This is a genomic window from Brachyspira alvinipulli ATCC 51933, from assembly GCF_000518245.1.
Classification (GTDB): domain Bacteria; phylum Spirochaetota; class Brachyspiria; order Brachyspirales; family Brachyspiraceae; genus Brachyspira; species Brachyspira alvinipulli.
The window spans coordinates 535,022-551,293 of record NZ_KI912403.1 but is presented as its reverse complement, the minus strand read 5'-3'; the positions used below and the strand labels follow the sequence as shown (position 1 = coordinate 551,293).

Annotated in this window: 19 protein-coding genes; 14 read left to right on the top strand and 5 right to left on the bottom strand. The window is 25.9% G+C overall.

From position 1 onward, the window contains the following. Positions 1-38: 38 nt before the first annotated feature. Together T324_RS0110045 and T324_RS0110040 are read right to left on the bottom strand one after the other, a co-directional pair. Positions 39-572 (bottom strand): metallophosphoesterase, encoded by a 534-nt coding sequence (locus tag T324_RS0110045; protein ID WP_028330136.1) that lies wholly within the window; start codon positions 570-572, stop codon positions 39-41. 5 nt (positions 573-577) lie between these two features. Further along, positions 578-1,594, bottom strand: a complete 1,017-nt coding sequence (locus T324_RS0110040) for a Clp protease/crotonase-like domain-containing protein (RefSeq protein WP_028330135.1) — start codon at positions 1,592-1,594, stop codon at positions 578-580. 186 nt (positions 1,595-1,780) lie between these two features. Between T324_RS0110040 and T324_RS0110035 the strand changes: the two genes are divergently transcribed. The 5 genes from T324_RS0110035 to T324_RS0110015 all read left to right on the top strand — a co-directional run bounded on the left by T324_RS0110035 (position 1,781) and on the right by T324_RS0110015 (position 6,111). Next, positions 1,781-2,734, top strand: a complete 954-nt coding sequence (locus T324_RS0110035; RefSeq protein ID WP_028330134.1) for a flagellar filament outer layer protein FlaA — start codon at positions 1,781-1,783, stop codon at positions 2,732-2,734. 127 nt (positions 2,735-2,861) lie between these two features. Beyond that, positions 2,862-3,419 carry a hydrolase gene (locus T324_RS0110030; RefSeq protein ID WP_028330133.1) on the top strand — a complete coding sequence of 186 codons (558 nt, stop codon included), beginning with the start codon at positions 2,862-2,864 and terminating at the stop codon, positions 3,417-3,419. A 17-nt stretch (positions 3,420-3,436) separates the two neighbouring features. Beyond that, positions 3,437-4,198, top strand: coding sequence for a triose-phosphate isomerase (tpiA, locus tag T324_RS0110025; protein ID WP_028330132.1), 762 nt, complete (start codon positions 3,437-3,439; stop codon positions 4,196-4,198). 140 nt (positions 4,199-4,338) lie between these two features. After that, positions 4,339-5,391, top strand: a complete 1,053-nt coding sequence (locus T324_RS0110020) for a DUF3298 domain-containing protein (RefSeq protein ID WP_028330131.1) — start codon at positions 4,339-4,341, stop codon at positions 5,389-5,391. Between the two features lie 21 nt (positions 5,392-5,412). Next, positions 5,413-6,111 (top strand): endonuclease III domain-containing protein, encoded by a 699-nt coding sequence (locus T324_RS0110015; protein ID WP_028330130.1) that lies wholly within the window; start codon positions 5,413-5,415, stop codon positions 6,109-6,111. Here the strand turns inward: T324_RS0110015 and T324_RS0110010 are convergent. Continuing rightward, positions 6,101-6,997, bottom strand: coding sequence for a DMT family transporter (locus T324_RS0110010; RefSeq protein WP_245580679.1), 897 nt, complete (start codon positions 6,995-6,997; stop codon positions 6,101-6,103). The genes T324_RS0110015 and T324_RS0110010 overlap by 11 nt on opposite strands. A 320-nt stretch (positions 6,998-7,317) precedes the next feature. Between T324_RS0110010 and T324_RS0110000 the strand changes: the two genes are divergently transcribed. Then, positions 7,318-7,713, top strand: a complete 396-nt coding sequence (locus T324_RS0110000) for a rhodanese-like domain-containing protein (RefSeq protein WP_028330128.1) — start codon at positions 7,318-7,320, stop codon at positions 7,711-7,713. A gap of 77 nt (positions 7,714-7,790) precedes the next feature. Here T324_RS0110000 and T324_RS0109995 read toward each other — a convergent pair whose 3' ends face one another. Then, a complete protein-coding gene (locus tag T324_RS0109995; protein ID WP_028330127.1) occupies positions 7,791-8,153 on the bottom strand; it encodes an STAS domain-containing protein in 363 nt (120 codons plus the stop codon). Between the two features lie 30 nt (positions 8,154-8,183). After that, the gene (locus T324_RS0109990; protein ID WP_028330126.1) at positions 8,184-8,429 is read right to left on the bottom strand and encodes a hypothetical protein; all 246 of its coding nucleotides are present in this window, start codon (positions 8,427-8,429) and stop codon (positions 8,184-8,186) included. Between the two features lie 329 nt (positions 8,430-8,758). On the opposite strand from T324_RS0109990, the gene T324_RS0109985 reads away from it, so the two are divergent. From T324_RS0109985 to T324_RS0109950, 8 genes are all read left to right on the top strand, one after another. After that, a complete protein-coding gene (locus T324_RS0109985; protein ID WP_028330125.1) occupies positions 8,759-9,490 on the top strand; it encodes a LolA family protein in 732 nt (243 codons plus the stop codon). Between the two features lie 22 nt (positions 9,491-9,512). Next, positions 9,513-10,829 (top strand): helix-turn-helix domain-containing protein, encoded by a 1,317-nt coding sequence (locus T324_RS0109980; protein ID WP_028330124.1) that lies wholly within the window; start codon positions 9,513-9,515, stop codon positions 10,827-10,829. A 22-nt stretch (positions 10,830-10,851) separates the two neighbouring features. Next, positions 10,852-11,622, top strand: coding sequence for a PD-(D/E)XK nuclease family protein (locus tag T324_RS0109975; protein WP_028330123.1), 771 nt, complete (start codon positions 10,852-10,854; stop codon positions 11,620-11,622). Next, on the top strand, positions 11,619-11,924 hold the full coding sequence (locus T324_RS0109970) for a hypothetical protein (protein WP_028330122.1): 306 nt from the start codon (positions 11,619-11,621) through the stop codon (positions 11,922-11,924). The genes T324_RS0109975 and T324_RS0109970 overlap by 4 nt, the downstream gene beginning before the upstream one ends. 177 nt (positions 11,925-12,101) lie before the next feature. Then, the gene (rimO, locus tag T324_RS0109965; protein ID WP_028330121.1) at positions 12,102-13,430 is read left to right on the top strand and encodes a 30S ribosomal protein S12 methylthiotransferase RimO; all 1,329 of its coding nucleotides are present in this window, start codon (positions 12,102-12,104) and stop codon (positions 13,428-13,430) included. Next, positions 13,430-15,244 carry an ATP-dependent Clp protease ATP-binding subunit ClpX gene (gene clpX / locus T324_RS0109960; RefSeq protein WP_028330120.1) on the top strand — a complete coding sequence of 605 codons (1,815 nt, stop codon included), beginning with the start codon at positions 13,430-13,432 and terminating at the stop codon, positions 15,242-15,244. The genes rimO and clpX overlap by 1 nt, the downstream gene beginning before the upstream one ends. A gap of 78 nt (positions 15,245-15,322) precedes the next feature. Then, positions 15,323-15,895, top strand: coding sequence for an RNA polymerase sigma factor (locus T324_RS0109955; protein WP_028330119.1), 573 nt, complete (start codon positions 15,323-15,325; stop codon positions 15,893-15,895). Continuing rightward, positions 15,892-16,227 carry a hypothetical protein gene (locus T324_RS0109950; RefSeq protein WP_028330118.1) on the top strand — a complete coding sequence of 112 codons (336 nt, stop codon included), beginning with the start codon at positions 15,892-15,894 and terminating at the stop codon, positions 16,225-16,227. Before T324_RS0109955 ends, T324_RS0109950 begins: the two co-directional genes overlap by 4 nt. Positions 16,228-16,272: the final 45 nt, after the last annotated feature.

Below are 16,272 nucleotides of genomic sequence, written 5' to 3'. Positions count from 1 at the left end.
TATTTAATAATCAAGTTTTAATATGATATATAAAAAATTTATTTTAAATATATTTCCAATTCTTTTAATATATTTTCTAATGAAATAGGGCAGAAATTATGTATATTGCATGAGGTATTAAAGGCTAATTTATTATAAAATATTTTTTTATGTATATGCCCGTGTATATGCAATGTACCTCTATGCATTCCATCCCATTCATATATTGGATAATGGCATAATGCTATATCTATAGTTTTAGAATTTTTATTTTTTATGTTAGTGTGAAGTAAATAATAATCTTTTATAAAAATAAATAAATCTCTGTTAAAATTTTTATTTTTTAAAAAATTATCATTATTGCCTATTAACAAATATTTTTTGCCATTAAGTTTAGACAATATACTTTCTGTTTTTATATATCCTTTTTCATTAGAGAAGTCTCCTAATATATAAACTTCATCATCGTTTGATATATTATTATTCCAATTATTGATTAAAACAGTATGCATATCATCTAAACTTTTAAAACATTTTCTAGTTTTTAATATGCTGCATGAATTAAAATGAGTATCTGAAATAAAGTAAATCATAGTGATTATCTTATATGGAATATGCTTTTCTTTTGTTTTCCTTTTGTGATAGTATTTTTTATCCAAGAGCTGTTGTCATTCATCGGAATCCATCTTCTTTCCTCAACTCTGTAATGCCAATCTTTATCTTCTTGATAGTATATTTGTATTCCAGTACCTTCATGTATATTTAATATTTCATTGTCATGGTAATTGAGTTCATCATAATCTGTGCATGATTTCTGTCCCATTTCTGAATAATATTCATTTAATGACATTAAAGAATCATTAAGTTTATTATCCATATCTTTTACATTAAGTCCCAATTTTTGAGCTTCCTTTATTGTTATAGGGTAGCTATGAGAAGGATATTCTGAATTAAGTGAATTCGATATGCTTTCTATTAATTTTTGATCTTTCATGTGATATGATAAAATATCTTTGCATAGCTTTACTGATAAACTGGATGCTCTATCAACTGCTCCTAAAACTAAAGGGTGTATGTATTTATATATATGTTCATAAGGGTTATTATCATTTGTTGAAGACTGCTCTTTCCACAATTTTATTACTCTGGATAATTCATCTTGACTTACATAAACCATGGTATTGTTTTTATTTACAGGTGAAAGTTCATGCTGCAATGATGTATCTACAGCAGTTATATAAGCCAAAGGTCCCATTTGTATTTCATCAGCCCCAAGGCATAACATAGTAGCAGCACTTGCAGCTTCTAAAGGCAATAATGCTATTACTTTTTTAAAAGACTGTCTAAGTAAATGTACTATTCTAAGAGAAGCCTGTCCGCTTCCGCCTGAACTTTTTATAAAGAAGTATATTTTATCGCATTTATCAATATATTTTAGTATATCTGAAAGCACAATTACATCATTTTGGCATACGCTTCCGCCATTGGAGTTCCAATAAGCTAGTAAAGGAGCATCAAGCTGTTTAGTTATTTTACTAATAAGTTCCTGAGTTTTTGAAAATAAAATAGGCGGTTTTATAGTTTTTGCTTTATTTTGTGTTTTTTCTGAAGACATAATTTATCCTTTTTCTTTTCAATTAATTTACATAATTACATTTTTGATTAAGATTATATATTAATAATAGATAATATCAAATAATGAATTATTTTTTTACTCAAATTTGCTTGACAAATTAAGGAATTTAGTGTATAAAAGTTATATTATTATGCTTATTAATTAGTACAAGGAGTGCAATAAATTATGAAAAAGTTATTCGTAGTATTAACTTCCATTTTTATCGCTGCATCTGCTTACGGTTTAACAAACTCAACTTTGATTGATTTTGCTTTAACAGGTAACGCTGACAACTTACAAGCTGGAGAAGGTGATACAAATGAATTAGTGCCAGTTGCTGACAACATTTATAATGATAACTGGGTTGTATGGTTGAATGAATCTGCTAGATTAACAGAAAACCGCAGAAATTCTTATGTTACTAACGTAGACAGCAAAGGTAACAATGGTGCATGGGAAGCTGGTAAAGTTCTTGGTGTAAGAGTACATTTCCCATTACCAGATTGGAACAGCTATGCTTTAGTAAAACCAGTATACGAACTTGAAATGTATGGCGGTGCTGATGGTACTAAATATACAGAAGGTAAAGGCGTTATACATAACGTTGGAGAAATCAAATCTATTAGTTCATGGGTTTATGGTCGTAACTATTTAGTTAGCTACTTTGTAAACTTACAAAATGAATTCGGTGAATTAAAATCTTATCCAATGGGTAATATATACTTCAATGGTTGGAGACAAGTAAGATGGGAAAATAGAGAGTATTTACCTAATGTTCGCGACAGAGTATTAGTAAGAGAACCTCTTTATCCTAGAATGATTCCTTCTGTTAAATTAGATTCTTTAGGATTCTACAGAACTAAAGATACTAAAGGCGGAGATTTCATTACTTATGTTAAAGATGTAACTGTTGAGTATGATGTAGTAGTTGTTGACTTCGAAGAAGATATCGACGATGAAGGTACTTGGCAGATCTTAAAAACAGAAAATGATAGAAAACAAGCTATAGAAGCTGCTAGAATACGTGAACAAGCTGACTTAAGAGAGCTTGAACAAAGACGTATCGGTGATGGTACTGCTACAGAAGATAATGGAGCTACTACTACAGACACAGGTGCTGCTGAAGAACAAGCTCAATAATAACTTGTTTTAGCATAAAATCAGTTTAGAATCTTAAGGGGGAAACAAAAATTATTGTTTCTCCTTTTTTTTATTTGTAGATTTTTTTTAAATTATTGTTATAATTTAAAAAAATTGAGGAGTTATTATGAAAGTAATGAATAAACCTATCTTGGATAAAGAAGATTCTTTATATATATGCATAGACTTACAGAAAAAATTAATGCCTGCTATGCATGGGGTAGATGAATTAATAAAAAATACAAATATTTTATTAAAAACAGCTAATATATATAATATTCCCGTTTTAGTAACTGAACAGTATCCTAAAGGGCTTGGAGGAACTGATGAAAGAATAGAGCTGCCTAAAAATCATAAATTATTTGCAAAAGATTACTTTAGTGTTTTTGGTACAGAAGATTTTGTTAAAGAATTTAATTCTCTTGATAAGAAAAATATTATTTTATTTGGTATTGAAACTCATGTTTGTGTTTATTACAGTGTTCTTCATTTAATTGAAAATGGATATAATGTTTGTGTTGTAGGAGATGCTGTATCTTCAAGAAAAGAAGAAAATAAAAGAATTGCTTTGGAACAAATGGGAAAAATTGGTGCCAATATTATAAACACTGAGATGGCTCTTTTCTGGCATATAAAAGGTTCCAAAACTGAAAATTTCAAGGAGTTAAGTAAATTAATAAAATAAATTTAAGGAGATAGAATATGGCTAGAAGAAAACTTATAGCTGGTAACTGGAAAATGAACAATTCTAATAAAGAAGCATTAGAATTAGTTAATCAATTAAAAAATTTAGTTAAAGATGTAAAAGATAGAGATATAATGATAGCTCCAACTTTTACTTGTTTGAGTGACGTTAATAATGCTATTAAAGGAAGTAATATTAAATTAGGTGCTCAGAATTTATATTTTGAAGAGAAGGGGGCTTTTACAGGACAAATTTCTGCTGATATGTTATTAGCTGTGGGATGTGAGTATGTTATTATAGGACACTCTGAATGCCGTGATATTTTCGGTGAGAAAGATGAACTTATTAATAAAAAGGTAAAAAGAGCTTTAGATAAAAACCTTATACCTGTTTTATGTGTAGGAGAACATTTAGAAGAGAGAGAAAAAGGAATTACAGCTAATGTAGTAAGCGGACAAACTAAAGCAGCATTTAATGGTTTAAGTGAGGCAGAGGCAAAAAAGGTTGTTATAGCTTATGAACCTGTTTGGGCTATAGGTACTGGAAAAACTGCTACTCCTCAAGATGCTGATGATGTGCATAAAACAATTAGAGAAACTTTAAAATCTCTTTACAATGATTCTGTTGCTGATGGTATGATAATACTTTACGGCGGAAGTGTTAATGAAAAGAATGCTGATGATTTACTTAATATGCCTAATATTGATGGTGCTTTAGTAGGCGGTGCTTCATTAGTTGCAGATAAATTTGCTAGAATAGTTAATTATATTGCTAAATAATTATTTTAGTATTTATTATGAGTACGTCATTTATAATGATGTACTCATTTTATATATGGTCAATATATTAAAAAATTATATCTTGTTTTATTTTTATTAAAATATATAATAATATGAAATTAATAAATGGAAGTTATATATTGAAAATATTATTTACAAAAATTATATTAATATTTATATTCTTTACAAGTATTTTATCTGCTCAAACTCCTGAGATATTAAAAAAGAATTTCTTTTTCTGTGAGGGTAATATAGGAGATGTTAAGATATATGTTTATTTGTATTTGGACGAGAAAAATATATCAGGAAAATATTATTATGATACAATAAGGCAATTCATTAACATAGAAGGTAAAATTTCAGGAAATAGCTTTAATATTAAAGAGTCAGTAAATAATCGTGTAACAGGATATTTTGAAGGAACTATCTCTGATGATTTGGTGTTTGTAGGAGAATGGTCATCTAATGACGGTAATAATAAATATGATTTTAAATTTTCAAGAAAAACATCTTTCCCTATAAATAATATAGAGATTATAACTTCTATATTAAAAACAGATACAAAGGAAGCTAATTACTTTGAATCTAGTAAAGATGCAATTATTATCAAAAATACTAAAAATTTAAATGCAATAGATAAAATTTCTTTAGATGTTGATGGAATAAAATCATTGAATGAAAATAGAATACATTTTTTGCTTAATAGTGCTATTATAGATGAATATGGAAGCTGGAAAGAAGGCTTAAATGATAACATGGATTTTTATATAAAAAGAGAAATAAATGTTTCTTTTTTAGATAATAAAATAATATCTTTTTCTATATATAATTATTCCTATGCTGGTGGGATGCACGGAATATATAATTCTGTACCAGCTATATATTTAATTTCTACAGGAGCTAGGATAGGCAATAATATATCAGAATTGATAGAAAATAAGAATGACAGAGATTTAATTAACTTAATGAGAAGCAAACTTCTTAGAAATTTTACAGAGAAAGATTTTTTTGATTTTTATTCAATAGAATTGAGTGATACTTTTGATATAACGCCTACAGGTATTAAGTTTATATGGCCTGTTTATAAAATAGCAGGATATGCTCAAGGTATTATTGAAGTTGATTTAACATATTCTGAATTAAAGCCTTTTATAAAAAGGGATTCTGTATTTTGGTATTTATTTGAAAAGTAATATTGAGGATTGATATTTTTTATGAATGACAATGATATACACCCTATAATGAAAGAACTTACTAAGGTTACAAAAGAAATGCCTATGCCTGTGGTTACTGAAATAAAGATTTTAACTAATAGGGATGCATATAAAATTTTAATATCTACAATGCTTTCTCTTAGAACTAAAGATCCTACAACTAGAGACGCCTCTATGAGATTATTTGAAAAAGCAGGAAATCCAAAAGATATGCTTAAATTATCAGAAGAGGAAATAGCTAAATTAATATATCCTGTTGGTTTTTATAAAGTAAAGGCAAAAAATATATTAGAAGTTTCTCAAATGATTATAGATGATTTTAAAGGCAATGTTCCCGATGAGATTGATGAGCTTTTAAAACTTAAAGGGGTAGGCAGAAAGGTTGCAAATTTAGTTGTTACAGAAGCATTTGATAAAGATGGTATATGTGTTGATACTCATGTGCATAGAATATCAAACAGATTTGGATATGTTAATACAAAAACACCTGAAGAAACAGAATTTGCTTTGAGAGATAAATTGCCTAAAGAATATTGGAGAGTTTATAATGATACTTTAGTTGTATATGGACAGAATCTATGCAAACCTATATCTCCATTATGCAATAAATGTACTGTATCACAATATTGCGATTATTTTAAAAATGAATATAAAGAAAATAAAGTATCTAAAAAAAGTAGAAAAAAATCTAATGATTAGTAACTTCTTTTTTCTTATTAAAGATATCCTTTTCTGAAATAATTACTCCAGATAATATCAATAAAATACCTAAAATTGCTAGTGGTGTTATATTTTCATTTAAAACTATTTTTGAAGTTGCTGCAGTTACTATAGGGATAAGATATATATATGTATTATTTTTTACAGCCCCTAATATTCTAGTAGAGTATGCCCATGTTATGAAGCATAAAGTACATGCTACAAATGATAAGAATAAAATATTAATTATGTTAACAGGTTTGATATAATCATTAATATTAACATCAAATTTCATAAAAAATAATATAGGCAGCATAAATATTAAGCCGTATATAAAAGTTTTTTTAGTTATACATACAGAGTCATATCCTAAATCTCCTACAGCTTTAACTAATACAGAATATACACCCCACATAACAGCGGCAAGTAAAGCGAACATATCTCCTATTGGATTTAATTTTAAAATAAATTTTCCATTAAATGTTATAACAGCAATTCCAATAATTGAAAATATAAATCCTATAAAAAAATTAAATTTTAATTTTTCTTTCAAAAATATTGATGCAAAAATTCCTGTAAATAATGGTCCTATTGCTACTAATATGCCGACATTTGATGCCAAAGAATAATTTAATGCTATATTTTCAAAGAGATAATATAAAGTTACACCACTTAATCCAGTTAAAGCAAATAAAAATTCATCTTTTTTGGGATATATTTTGTTGTTTTTAGGGTATATTATCATTAATAATATGAACCCTAGCAAAAATCTAGTAAAAAGTATTTCTATAGGTGTAAAATCATTAAGTAATATTTTTGTTGATATGAATGTTATACCCCATATAAATATGCTGAAAAATGTAGCAAAGTATGCCTTTATATTCATTTTTGTATCCATTTATTTTGAAGAGTCTTTTACTATATTTTGTATATATTCATCATCTTTCATAACATTAACATTATTTTTGTCATCAGTTTTTTCGGTATCTTTATCGGAACAAGATAATAATATCATAATTAGAATTAATAAACAACACACTTTTTTAACATTAGTACAATCCTGCAATTATATAATTATTCTCTATACTATATAAAACATAATAAGATTAAAAATATAAAATTGTAATTTTATTATTAAAATTATTTGACAAAATATAGAAATATAATATTATTAATTAACATAATATATTTAAGGAATATTTAAGTATGAAAAAGTATTTATTGTATTTTAGTATTATTATGATATTTTTATTCATAATTCTTTCATGTTCTAAGAAGGCTTATAATAATATTAATATTAAAAAAGCATTAGATATTATGAGTAAGTCAACAAATCTAGTTTTATTAGATGTAAGAACTCCTAAGGAATATATGTCTGGAAGTGTTCCTAATTCAATTAATATCGATGTTATGGACACAGATTTTAAAACAAAAATAGATATTTTAGACAAAAATAAAGAATATATTGTTTACTGCAGAAGCGGAAATAGATCTACAATAGCTTCAAGTATAATGGCTACAAATGGTTTTTTACGTGTATATAATTTAGCTAATATAAATTATTCGGATTTTGTAAATGCCGTATTAACGAATGAGCGATAGTATATTTATATGATAGAAAAAGTTTTTTTACAAAAGCAAGAGGGATTTATAATTCCTTCTTGCTTTTCTTATTTATATTATGCTGTAAGTTCTTTTATAGCAGCATATATATTATCTGATATATATATTTTTTTATGAGCTTCACATGATTTTATAGACCATTTTGCATACTCATTTAATCCAGTTATTATGATTTTTCCATTTCTGAATTCAAGTACTTTTTGAACCTCTAATATTAAATATATAGCATTTGAAATAATATACTTTATATTTTTAAAGTATATTATTATATTTTTAACATTATTCTCAAGTAATCTATTTAATATATTAAATAAACTATTATACATTGTTATATTAACATCTTTGTATATAACTAGTATAGCGTCTTTATTTGAATTAATTTTATATTCCTTTATATATTTATAATCTTTATTATTCATAAATTTCAAACCTCCAATTTTTAAATTAGGCTATAATAAATTTCCTTCATTTCTAAATTTATCAAGTTTTTCTTTTAATGTATCATACAAACGAAGGAAGCTAGGTAAAGATAAATATACAGATGTCTCTACATCCACAACATTTTCTTTTCGCATTTCATTGCCCAATAATAGTACTATTTCTTCATCATTTTGTATAATAGCACTCCTATTACTGTATAAAGTTCTTGATTTTGATAAATCATAATATGTATTGTTTATTTTTTTCATTTTCATTTTATTCCTCCTTAAATATTACAATTATGGTTCAATAATTGATAATAATTTTTGTATTTAAAATATAACTTATATTTTAAATTTTTCATTAATGTGAAGTAATATATAGTTCCTATAATGTTGTAATAGTATATATAAAGTATAAAAAATTCAATTTTATAATCGTTTTTTACAAAAAATGATTATGAACTATTTTTTGCTAATTTTTGGTATATAGTTATTAAATAAAAAATAAAATACTTGTTTTTTATAATTTTTTATTATATTATATAAAATTAGTAGAAAATTATTTTAGTATATTTTATATTAGGGAAGAGAAATTAATTATTATGAAGAAAGTTATATTATTTATAAGTTTTATATTTTTATCAACACAAGCATACTCTCAAATAATGACTCCTGAAAAAGTTGTTAGCATGATATCTAATAGATTCTCAAATATTCAAGGGTTTGCCGCAAATTTTGTTGAGCGTAATGGCAGTTCAATATCTTATGGAAATGTTTTAACTAAGAACCCTAATCTTTTTAGAATGCTTTATACTAAAGGCGGTAATGGACAATCTATATACTGTAATGGGCAAACATTATGGATAATATTTCCAAGAAATAATGTAGTGGCTGAGCAGAAATTAAATTATGGTGATGTAGGAGCTATTTATACTGCTGCAGGAATATCTAGATTAACTTCTAAATTTAATATAGATTTTTATAATGAGAGAGATTTAATATCTGTTAATAGTTTTAAAGATTCTGAATTAGGTATTGCAAAATATGATAGTTCATCTTATGCAGGAAATGATACTAGATCTGCTTATCATATGCTTTTAACATCAAAACAAACAAGTGTAGATAGAACGGGTTTTACAAAGATACATTTATGGGTAGATAAAGACGGAATGATAATAAGAATTTTGGGAATAACTCCAACTAATGTTCCTGTTGAGTATTTATTTACTGATATAAGCTATAATCCAAAATATGATAATGCAAATAAGGATTTTGAGCCTGAAATACCAGAAGAGATGCAGGTATTAAAAGATGGTTTAGCACCTTCTAATTAATTTATTTTTGTTAAGGATTTATATGGAAACTATAGGTCAAATATTAAAGAATGCCAGAGAGAAAAAAGGTCTTAGTATAGAAGAGCTTGAGGCTAGTACGCATATAGTTGCTAGATTTATAAAAGCACTTGAAAATGAGGAATTTGATGCTTTGCCTGGTGAAATATATGTTAAAGGTTTTATTAAAAACTTAAGTGATAAACTTTCATTAGATGCTGAAATGGTGCTAGAAAGATATAATCTTCAAAGAAATGGAGCAAATTCTGAACAAACTTTAATTAAGAATCAAAAAAATATAAAAAAAATAAAAGAACCTGCAATAGTTAATAAAGATGAAACACAAAAAGAAAATGATACAACGAATAAAGAAACTGTAATAAAAGATAATACAAAAAATGAAGAAAAAACTATAAAAGAAACTAACAAAAAAAATAAAAATATAAATTTAAATAGCAATGCTGAAACTGATTTATTATTCATGGCTAAAAGAGACTTGAATAAATTGAGAAATAATAATAGATCTATAATGCCTAATATTATTATTGTATTAGCTATTATTGTCGTTATAGCTGTTATAGTTGTAAATAGAGATAATATATTAGGTTTATTCTCAAGAAATAAAAAGCAGAATAGAAATGATGTCGAAATAGCAAGAAATATAGTTGATAGTAAGGCTAAGCAGAATGTTAAAGTTGGAGATGTTATATACTTTAAACCTCTTGGTATATCTGCTACTATCAAATTTAATACTATAGGAAACGTGGTTCATATAAATATTAATGGTCAGGATTTATCTTTTTCTAAGAGCAGCCCTATAATATTAGATTTAAATGGAAATGGAATTAATGATTTTAGAATTAGTGTTATTGAAGTTTATGATGATTTAGCTACAGTTGAAATGGAAAAATTAGAAGAAAATCAAATGGTTAATACGGGATATAGTAATGAGATTCAAACTCCGGATATAACTAATGAAATGTATGATGATACAGTTTCAACTAATTTGTTAGTTATTAATGGAGAAACATATATAGAACAGGATACAGAAAAAATCGATATTAGAATAGAGATAACTGCTAAACATTTTGTATATGTAAGATATTTTATAGACTCCAATAGACCTGCTACTACAAACCTGTTAAGCGGCAAGACTTTATATTTAGAAGCTAAAGATGTTGTTATGCTTACTATTGGTAATGCGGGAGAGGTTGTTGTTAAAGTTAATGGTAAGATTATAAATGTTGGAGCCTCTGGAGAGACAGTTAATAAGACTGTAAAATGGGTTAAGAATTTGAATGATTCTACTAGATATAACTTGATTATGTCTGATACAAAATAAATTATTATGAGATTATTATTCTATGGAAGATAATTTAGAAAATTTTTTAAATAAATATGAAATAATAGAAATTACGAAGTCTAAAAAAAATTTTTTTGAGATTTCTGGATTTCCTCACTATGAAATAGTTTTTAATAATGTACTTGCTTTTTTTATGAATAGTGATGAATGTCATAATTTTGGCAATTTAGTTTTTACATCATTATTAGAAATTTTAAAAGAAAAAGAAAAAAATATTATTAATATTATTGATGATTATACACAATATATTATTAGAGAAGAATCGACAATAAATGGTAAGCTAATAGATATACTTATAAAAAGCGAACATTATATAATTGGAATTGAGACAAAAATAGAGGCAATTTTAAATAATGATTTAGAAGAATATCATAATCATATAAAATCATTGTCTACACAAGAAAATAAAAAAGGTATATTGATAGTTCTTTCTAAAACTAATAAATATAATAATAATGTTATTAATATTTCTCACAAAGAATTAGCGGATAAAATTTTATTTAATTTGAAAAAATATAAAAAATCTTTAATCCATAATAAATATTATTATTTTCTATATGATTTTTTGGATAATATTTTATTTATTAGCAGAGGAGGAAATATGAATAAAGATTTTTTGGAACTTTTAAAAGATGAAAATAAATATAGTAAGATTGAAAATATTTTTTCTAATATTTGTGAAGTTAGGAAATTGTTTGAGTATAAGGCTAATGAATTAAAAAGTGATTTGAATTTAAATATTTTTAAATCTTATATTAAAAAACCTGAATGACAATAGCTATATGTTTGAGTTTAGAAAGATATTTTTATGATAATGAAAATGAGTTAGTTATTGAAATTTATATTAATAATACAGATGATGAATATAATGTTTTTATATATTTTAGAAAAAAAGGAAATGTTATAAAAATTAGTGATAAATTAAATATTTTTTTACAAAAAATATTATATAATTATAATGATTTTGATAAAAATTATCATAATGATTATGATGAGTTAAATTTAGTTTTTAAAAAAGATGATTTAATTAATTTAGTTAAAAATATAGAAATGAAATGCCAACAGTATAAATAGTAAATATACCTATTGTATAAATATGCAGTTTTTTTGCTTCTTTGTAACAACAAAAGAAGTGGGGGTATGGGGGCTAGCCCCCATAAATTAAAAATTATTACTTTTTATTTAATATAATAATTGACATTTTAATTATTTTACTTAATATATAAGAATGTTTATAAAGAGGATAATTGATTGCAAAATATATATTTACATAGTTTAGGATGTGAAAAAAATACGGTTGATGGAGAACACATACTAGCCATATTAGAAAAAAAAGGCTTTAATATAACTAATAATCCTGAAGAAGCTGATATTATTATTATAAATACATGTGCTTTTATAGAGGATTCAAAAAAAGAGTCTATTGACGCTATATTTGATCATTCTATATATAAGAAATATGGAAAATGCAAAAGGTTGATAGTATCCGGATGCATGAGTGAAAGATATAAAGATAATTTTCTTGATATGTTTAAGGAAGTTGATTCTGCTATAGGTATATATGATTTAGAGAATATATTAAAAGCTATAGAAGAAGATGGTTTTCATGATGCAAAAGAAAATACTGAATATAAAGAGTATGGTGATAGAGTAAATACTGGTACTAAGTATAGTGTTTATATAAGAATAAGTGACGGATGCCATGCTAATTGTAGTTTTTGTGCTATACCTAGTATTAGAGGTGAGCATAGAAGCAGAAAGATTGAAGATATAGTAAAAGAAGCTGAAAATTATGCTAAAAATGGTGCTAAAGAGATTAATTTAATAGCACAGGAGACAACATTTTACGGATATGATATATATAAAAAATTAGCCTTGCCGGATTTACTTAAAGCACTTTCAAAAGTTGAAGGCATAGAATGGATAAGAGTTTTATATCAAAATCCTGTAGTTTTAAATGATGAAATAATAGAGGCGTTTTTTAATATAGATAAAGTTTTGCCTTATTTTGATATACCTTTGCAGCATGTTGATAAATCAATATTAAAAGATATGAACAGAGGTTCAAGAGGCTATAAATTTTATAGAGAGATGATTAAAAAGATTAGAAGTTATGATAATAATGCTGTTATAAGAACTTCGTTAATAGTAGGTTTTCCTGGAGAAACAAAAGAGTCTTTTAATAAATTAATAAAGTTTGTTAGAAATGCGGAATTAGACAGAGTTGGAGTATTTACATATTCTGAGGAAGAAAATACCAAAGCATTAAATATAGATAAACCAAAAATAAGCAAAAGAAAAAAAATGCTTCTTAGAGAAAAACTTATGAGAGTTGCTATAGAAGTATCTGAAAAAAGATTAGAAAGATTAGTAGGCAGTACAATAGATGTTTTGGTGGAAAGAGAAGAGGATAATAAGTTTATAGGAAGAAGTATTTATGATGCTCCGGAAGTTGACGGGTATGTTGAGATATATAATGAAAAGAACTATGATATTAAGGTTGGAGATATAGTTAAAGTTAATATAACTCATAATACAGAATATGATTTAATAGGTAATTTGGAGCTAGGAGAAAATTAATGAAAAAAAGAACTAATAAAAATATAAACAATGATGATAGGGAAGAGGCGTTTAAAAATTATTTTGAAATAGTTACAAAAATAGTTTATACATTGAATTTAATTTCAGATAGAAATGATATGACTAGAAGACTATCAAGTAACATTGATAGAGCTTTAGGTTATGATGATGAAATGATATCCAATAATGAAAAAACTGTTAATAGTGCTAATGAAGTAGAATTACTTATTAATTCTTTAAAAAGCGATGTAAAGAAAATATCTAATTTTAAAAAATATAATTTTAATATAGAAAGATTTATCTCAGAAAGAGATTTGAATTTAGATGAAAGATTTATATTGTATTCCCTTTTAACATATACAATTTATGGTGATTCTATGTCTGCAATATCTATTAGGAGGATATTGGAGCTTATTACTTTAAACTCAGATATTTATATAAATAAATATCATTATTTTGATTCTAATAGCAAATTAATGTCTAGCGGTATATTTTCATTATCTCATGAACCGTACCCAAGCGGCGGTATACTTGAGGTAACAAATACATTGGTAACATTTGTAAACTCTAAAGTTATATTTGCTTTTTTAGAAAAAGATGATTACAGTATAATAGAAAATGTTATAAATAGTGAAGAGATTATAATGAAATTTTCATCAGATACAAGTACATCAGGTAATAAGAAGAAATCTTCAAAATCAGATATTTTAACTCCTAAAGAGATAGTATCAGAACTTGATAAAACAGTTATAGGTCAGGATGATGCTAAAAAAGTGTTAGCTGTTCATGCTTATTTGCATTGTTTAAGAATAAATGGAAATAAAGAAATACCTTTTAGATCTAATATATTAATGATAGGTCCCACAGGAGTAGGTAAGACTTATTTGGTAAAAACTTTGGCGGATATTTTAGGATTACCGTTTGCTCGTGCTGATGTAACAACCCTTACAGAAACTGGATATGTAGGAGATGATGTTGAGGTTGTTTTATATAATTTATACAGAAAAGCTAATGGGGATTTGGATAAAGCACAGCATGGTATAGTATTTTTAGATGAGGTTGATAAGATAGCCAAAGCAGATGCCCATCAGTCTACTACAGGAAATCCATCAGATAAAGCTGTTCAAGAGGCATTACTTTCTATGATGAATGGAGAGGATATAAGGGTTCCTGAGTTTGGAGATAGACGTATGATGCATTCCAGTGATGGAATAATTATGAATACTAAAAATATATTGTTTATATTTGGAGGAGCTTTTGTAGGTCTTGATGATATTATAAAAATGCGTTTAAAAGGAGAGAGTAGTTTAGGTTTTGGATCCAATGCTGTAATTAATAAACTTCAGAAAAATAGGATATTAAGTCAGGTTGATGTAAAAGATATAGAAAAATATGGTATGATACCTGAATTTATAGGCAGAATTCCGATAATTGTAACATTAAATGAACTTACTAAGGATAATTTAAGAGATATATTGGCAAAAACTTCGGAATCTCCTATCATAAAATATACAAATTTTTTTAAAAGTATAGGAAAGAAGTTGACAATTACCGCTGATGCTGTAAACTATATAGTTGATAAGGCTTCCAGCATGAATATGGGAGCTAGATCATTAAAGAGTATAGTTGAAACAGCAATGGTTAATATACTTTTTAATTTGGACAGGATAAAAGGCAACACTTTAACACTTACTAAATATGATTTAGAAAAGGTGTTTAGTGAGAAAGAGTCAGTAAATTCAAGCATAGAGGAGAAAAAGTTAGACAATTCTAATAAAAATTTCTCCAAAGATGAGCAAAGCTATATGGCTTGATTTTACTTAGAATACATTACATTTGTTATAATTAATGTATGTATATTATTTAAGAAGAGATAAATTGGAGTTTGTGGAATGGTAGTAAGTAAAGAGAAAGAATTATTAAAAGATTATGAATTAATAGAAGCACATAAAAAAGGTGATAGTGAAGCATTAGATATATTATTAACAAGATATAAAAATTATATATTTAATCTTTCATATCGTTTTATGCATAATTATGAAGATGCTATGGATTTAACTCAGGACGTTTTAATACGTGTTTATAAAGCCATAGATAGATATGAAGAAAGAAATTATTTCAAAGGTTGGTTGTATCGTATAATAAGTAATACAGCTATCAATATGTATTCTAAAGCATATAGGAGAGAGTCTCCTTATTTAGAAAAATTAGAAGTAGTTGATGATAAGAGGTATAATACAGAAAGAGAATATGAAAGAATATACCTTCAAGAAAAAATTTATAATGCTTCTAAAAAGTTAAAGGGAAAACAGAGAGATGTCTTTATATTGAGGTATTATGAGAATTACTCATATAAAGAAATAGCAGATATATTAAACATATCAAGCGATTCAGCTAAGAGCAATTATTCTTATGCCCTTAAAAAAATGAAGTCGCTACTAGAAAAAGAAAGGACTCTTTTATGAAACTACATGAGATGATGCAATTTAAGAGCAAAATTGAAAAGAAGAGAGATAGTTTCAATTTGCCAAATTTGCCGGATAGAGAATGGCAGTATATGCTTCAAAGGGCAAAAATGGAAAGTATGAGGAAAAATGATATAAATCCATTCTATGCCTTTATGACTTCTGCTAGGCTTTCTTTTGCTTTATCTACGGCAATAGTTTTAGCATTAGTAATTTCATTATTGTATAGTAATCCTAATAATAATGAGGTAAATAATTCTAGAGCTAATAATGCATCAACTACTAGGGGTAATGTAGATATTGTTAATGTTGCTAATAGTAACTTTATTTAATCTATTTTTGTTTGACGGTATTATACATTAGTATAATTATATCTT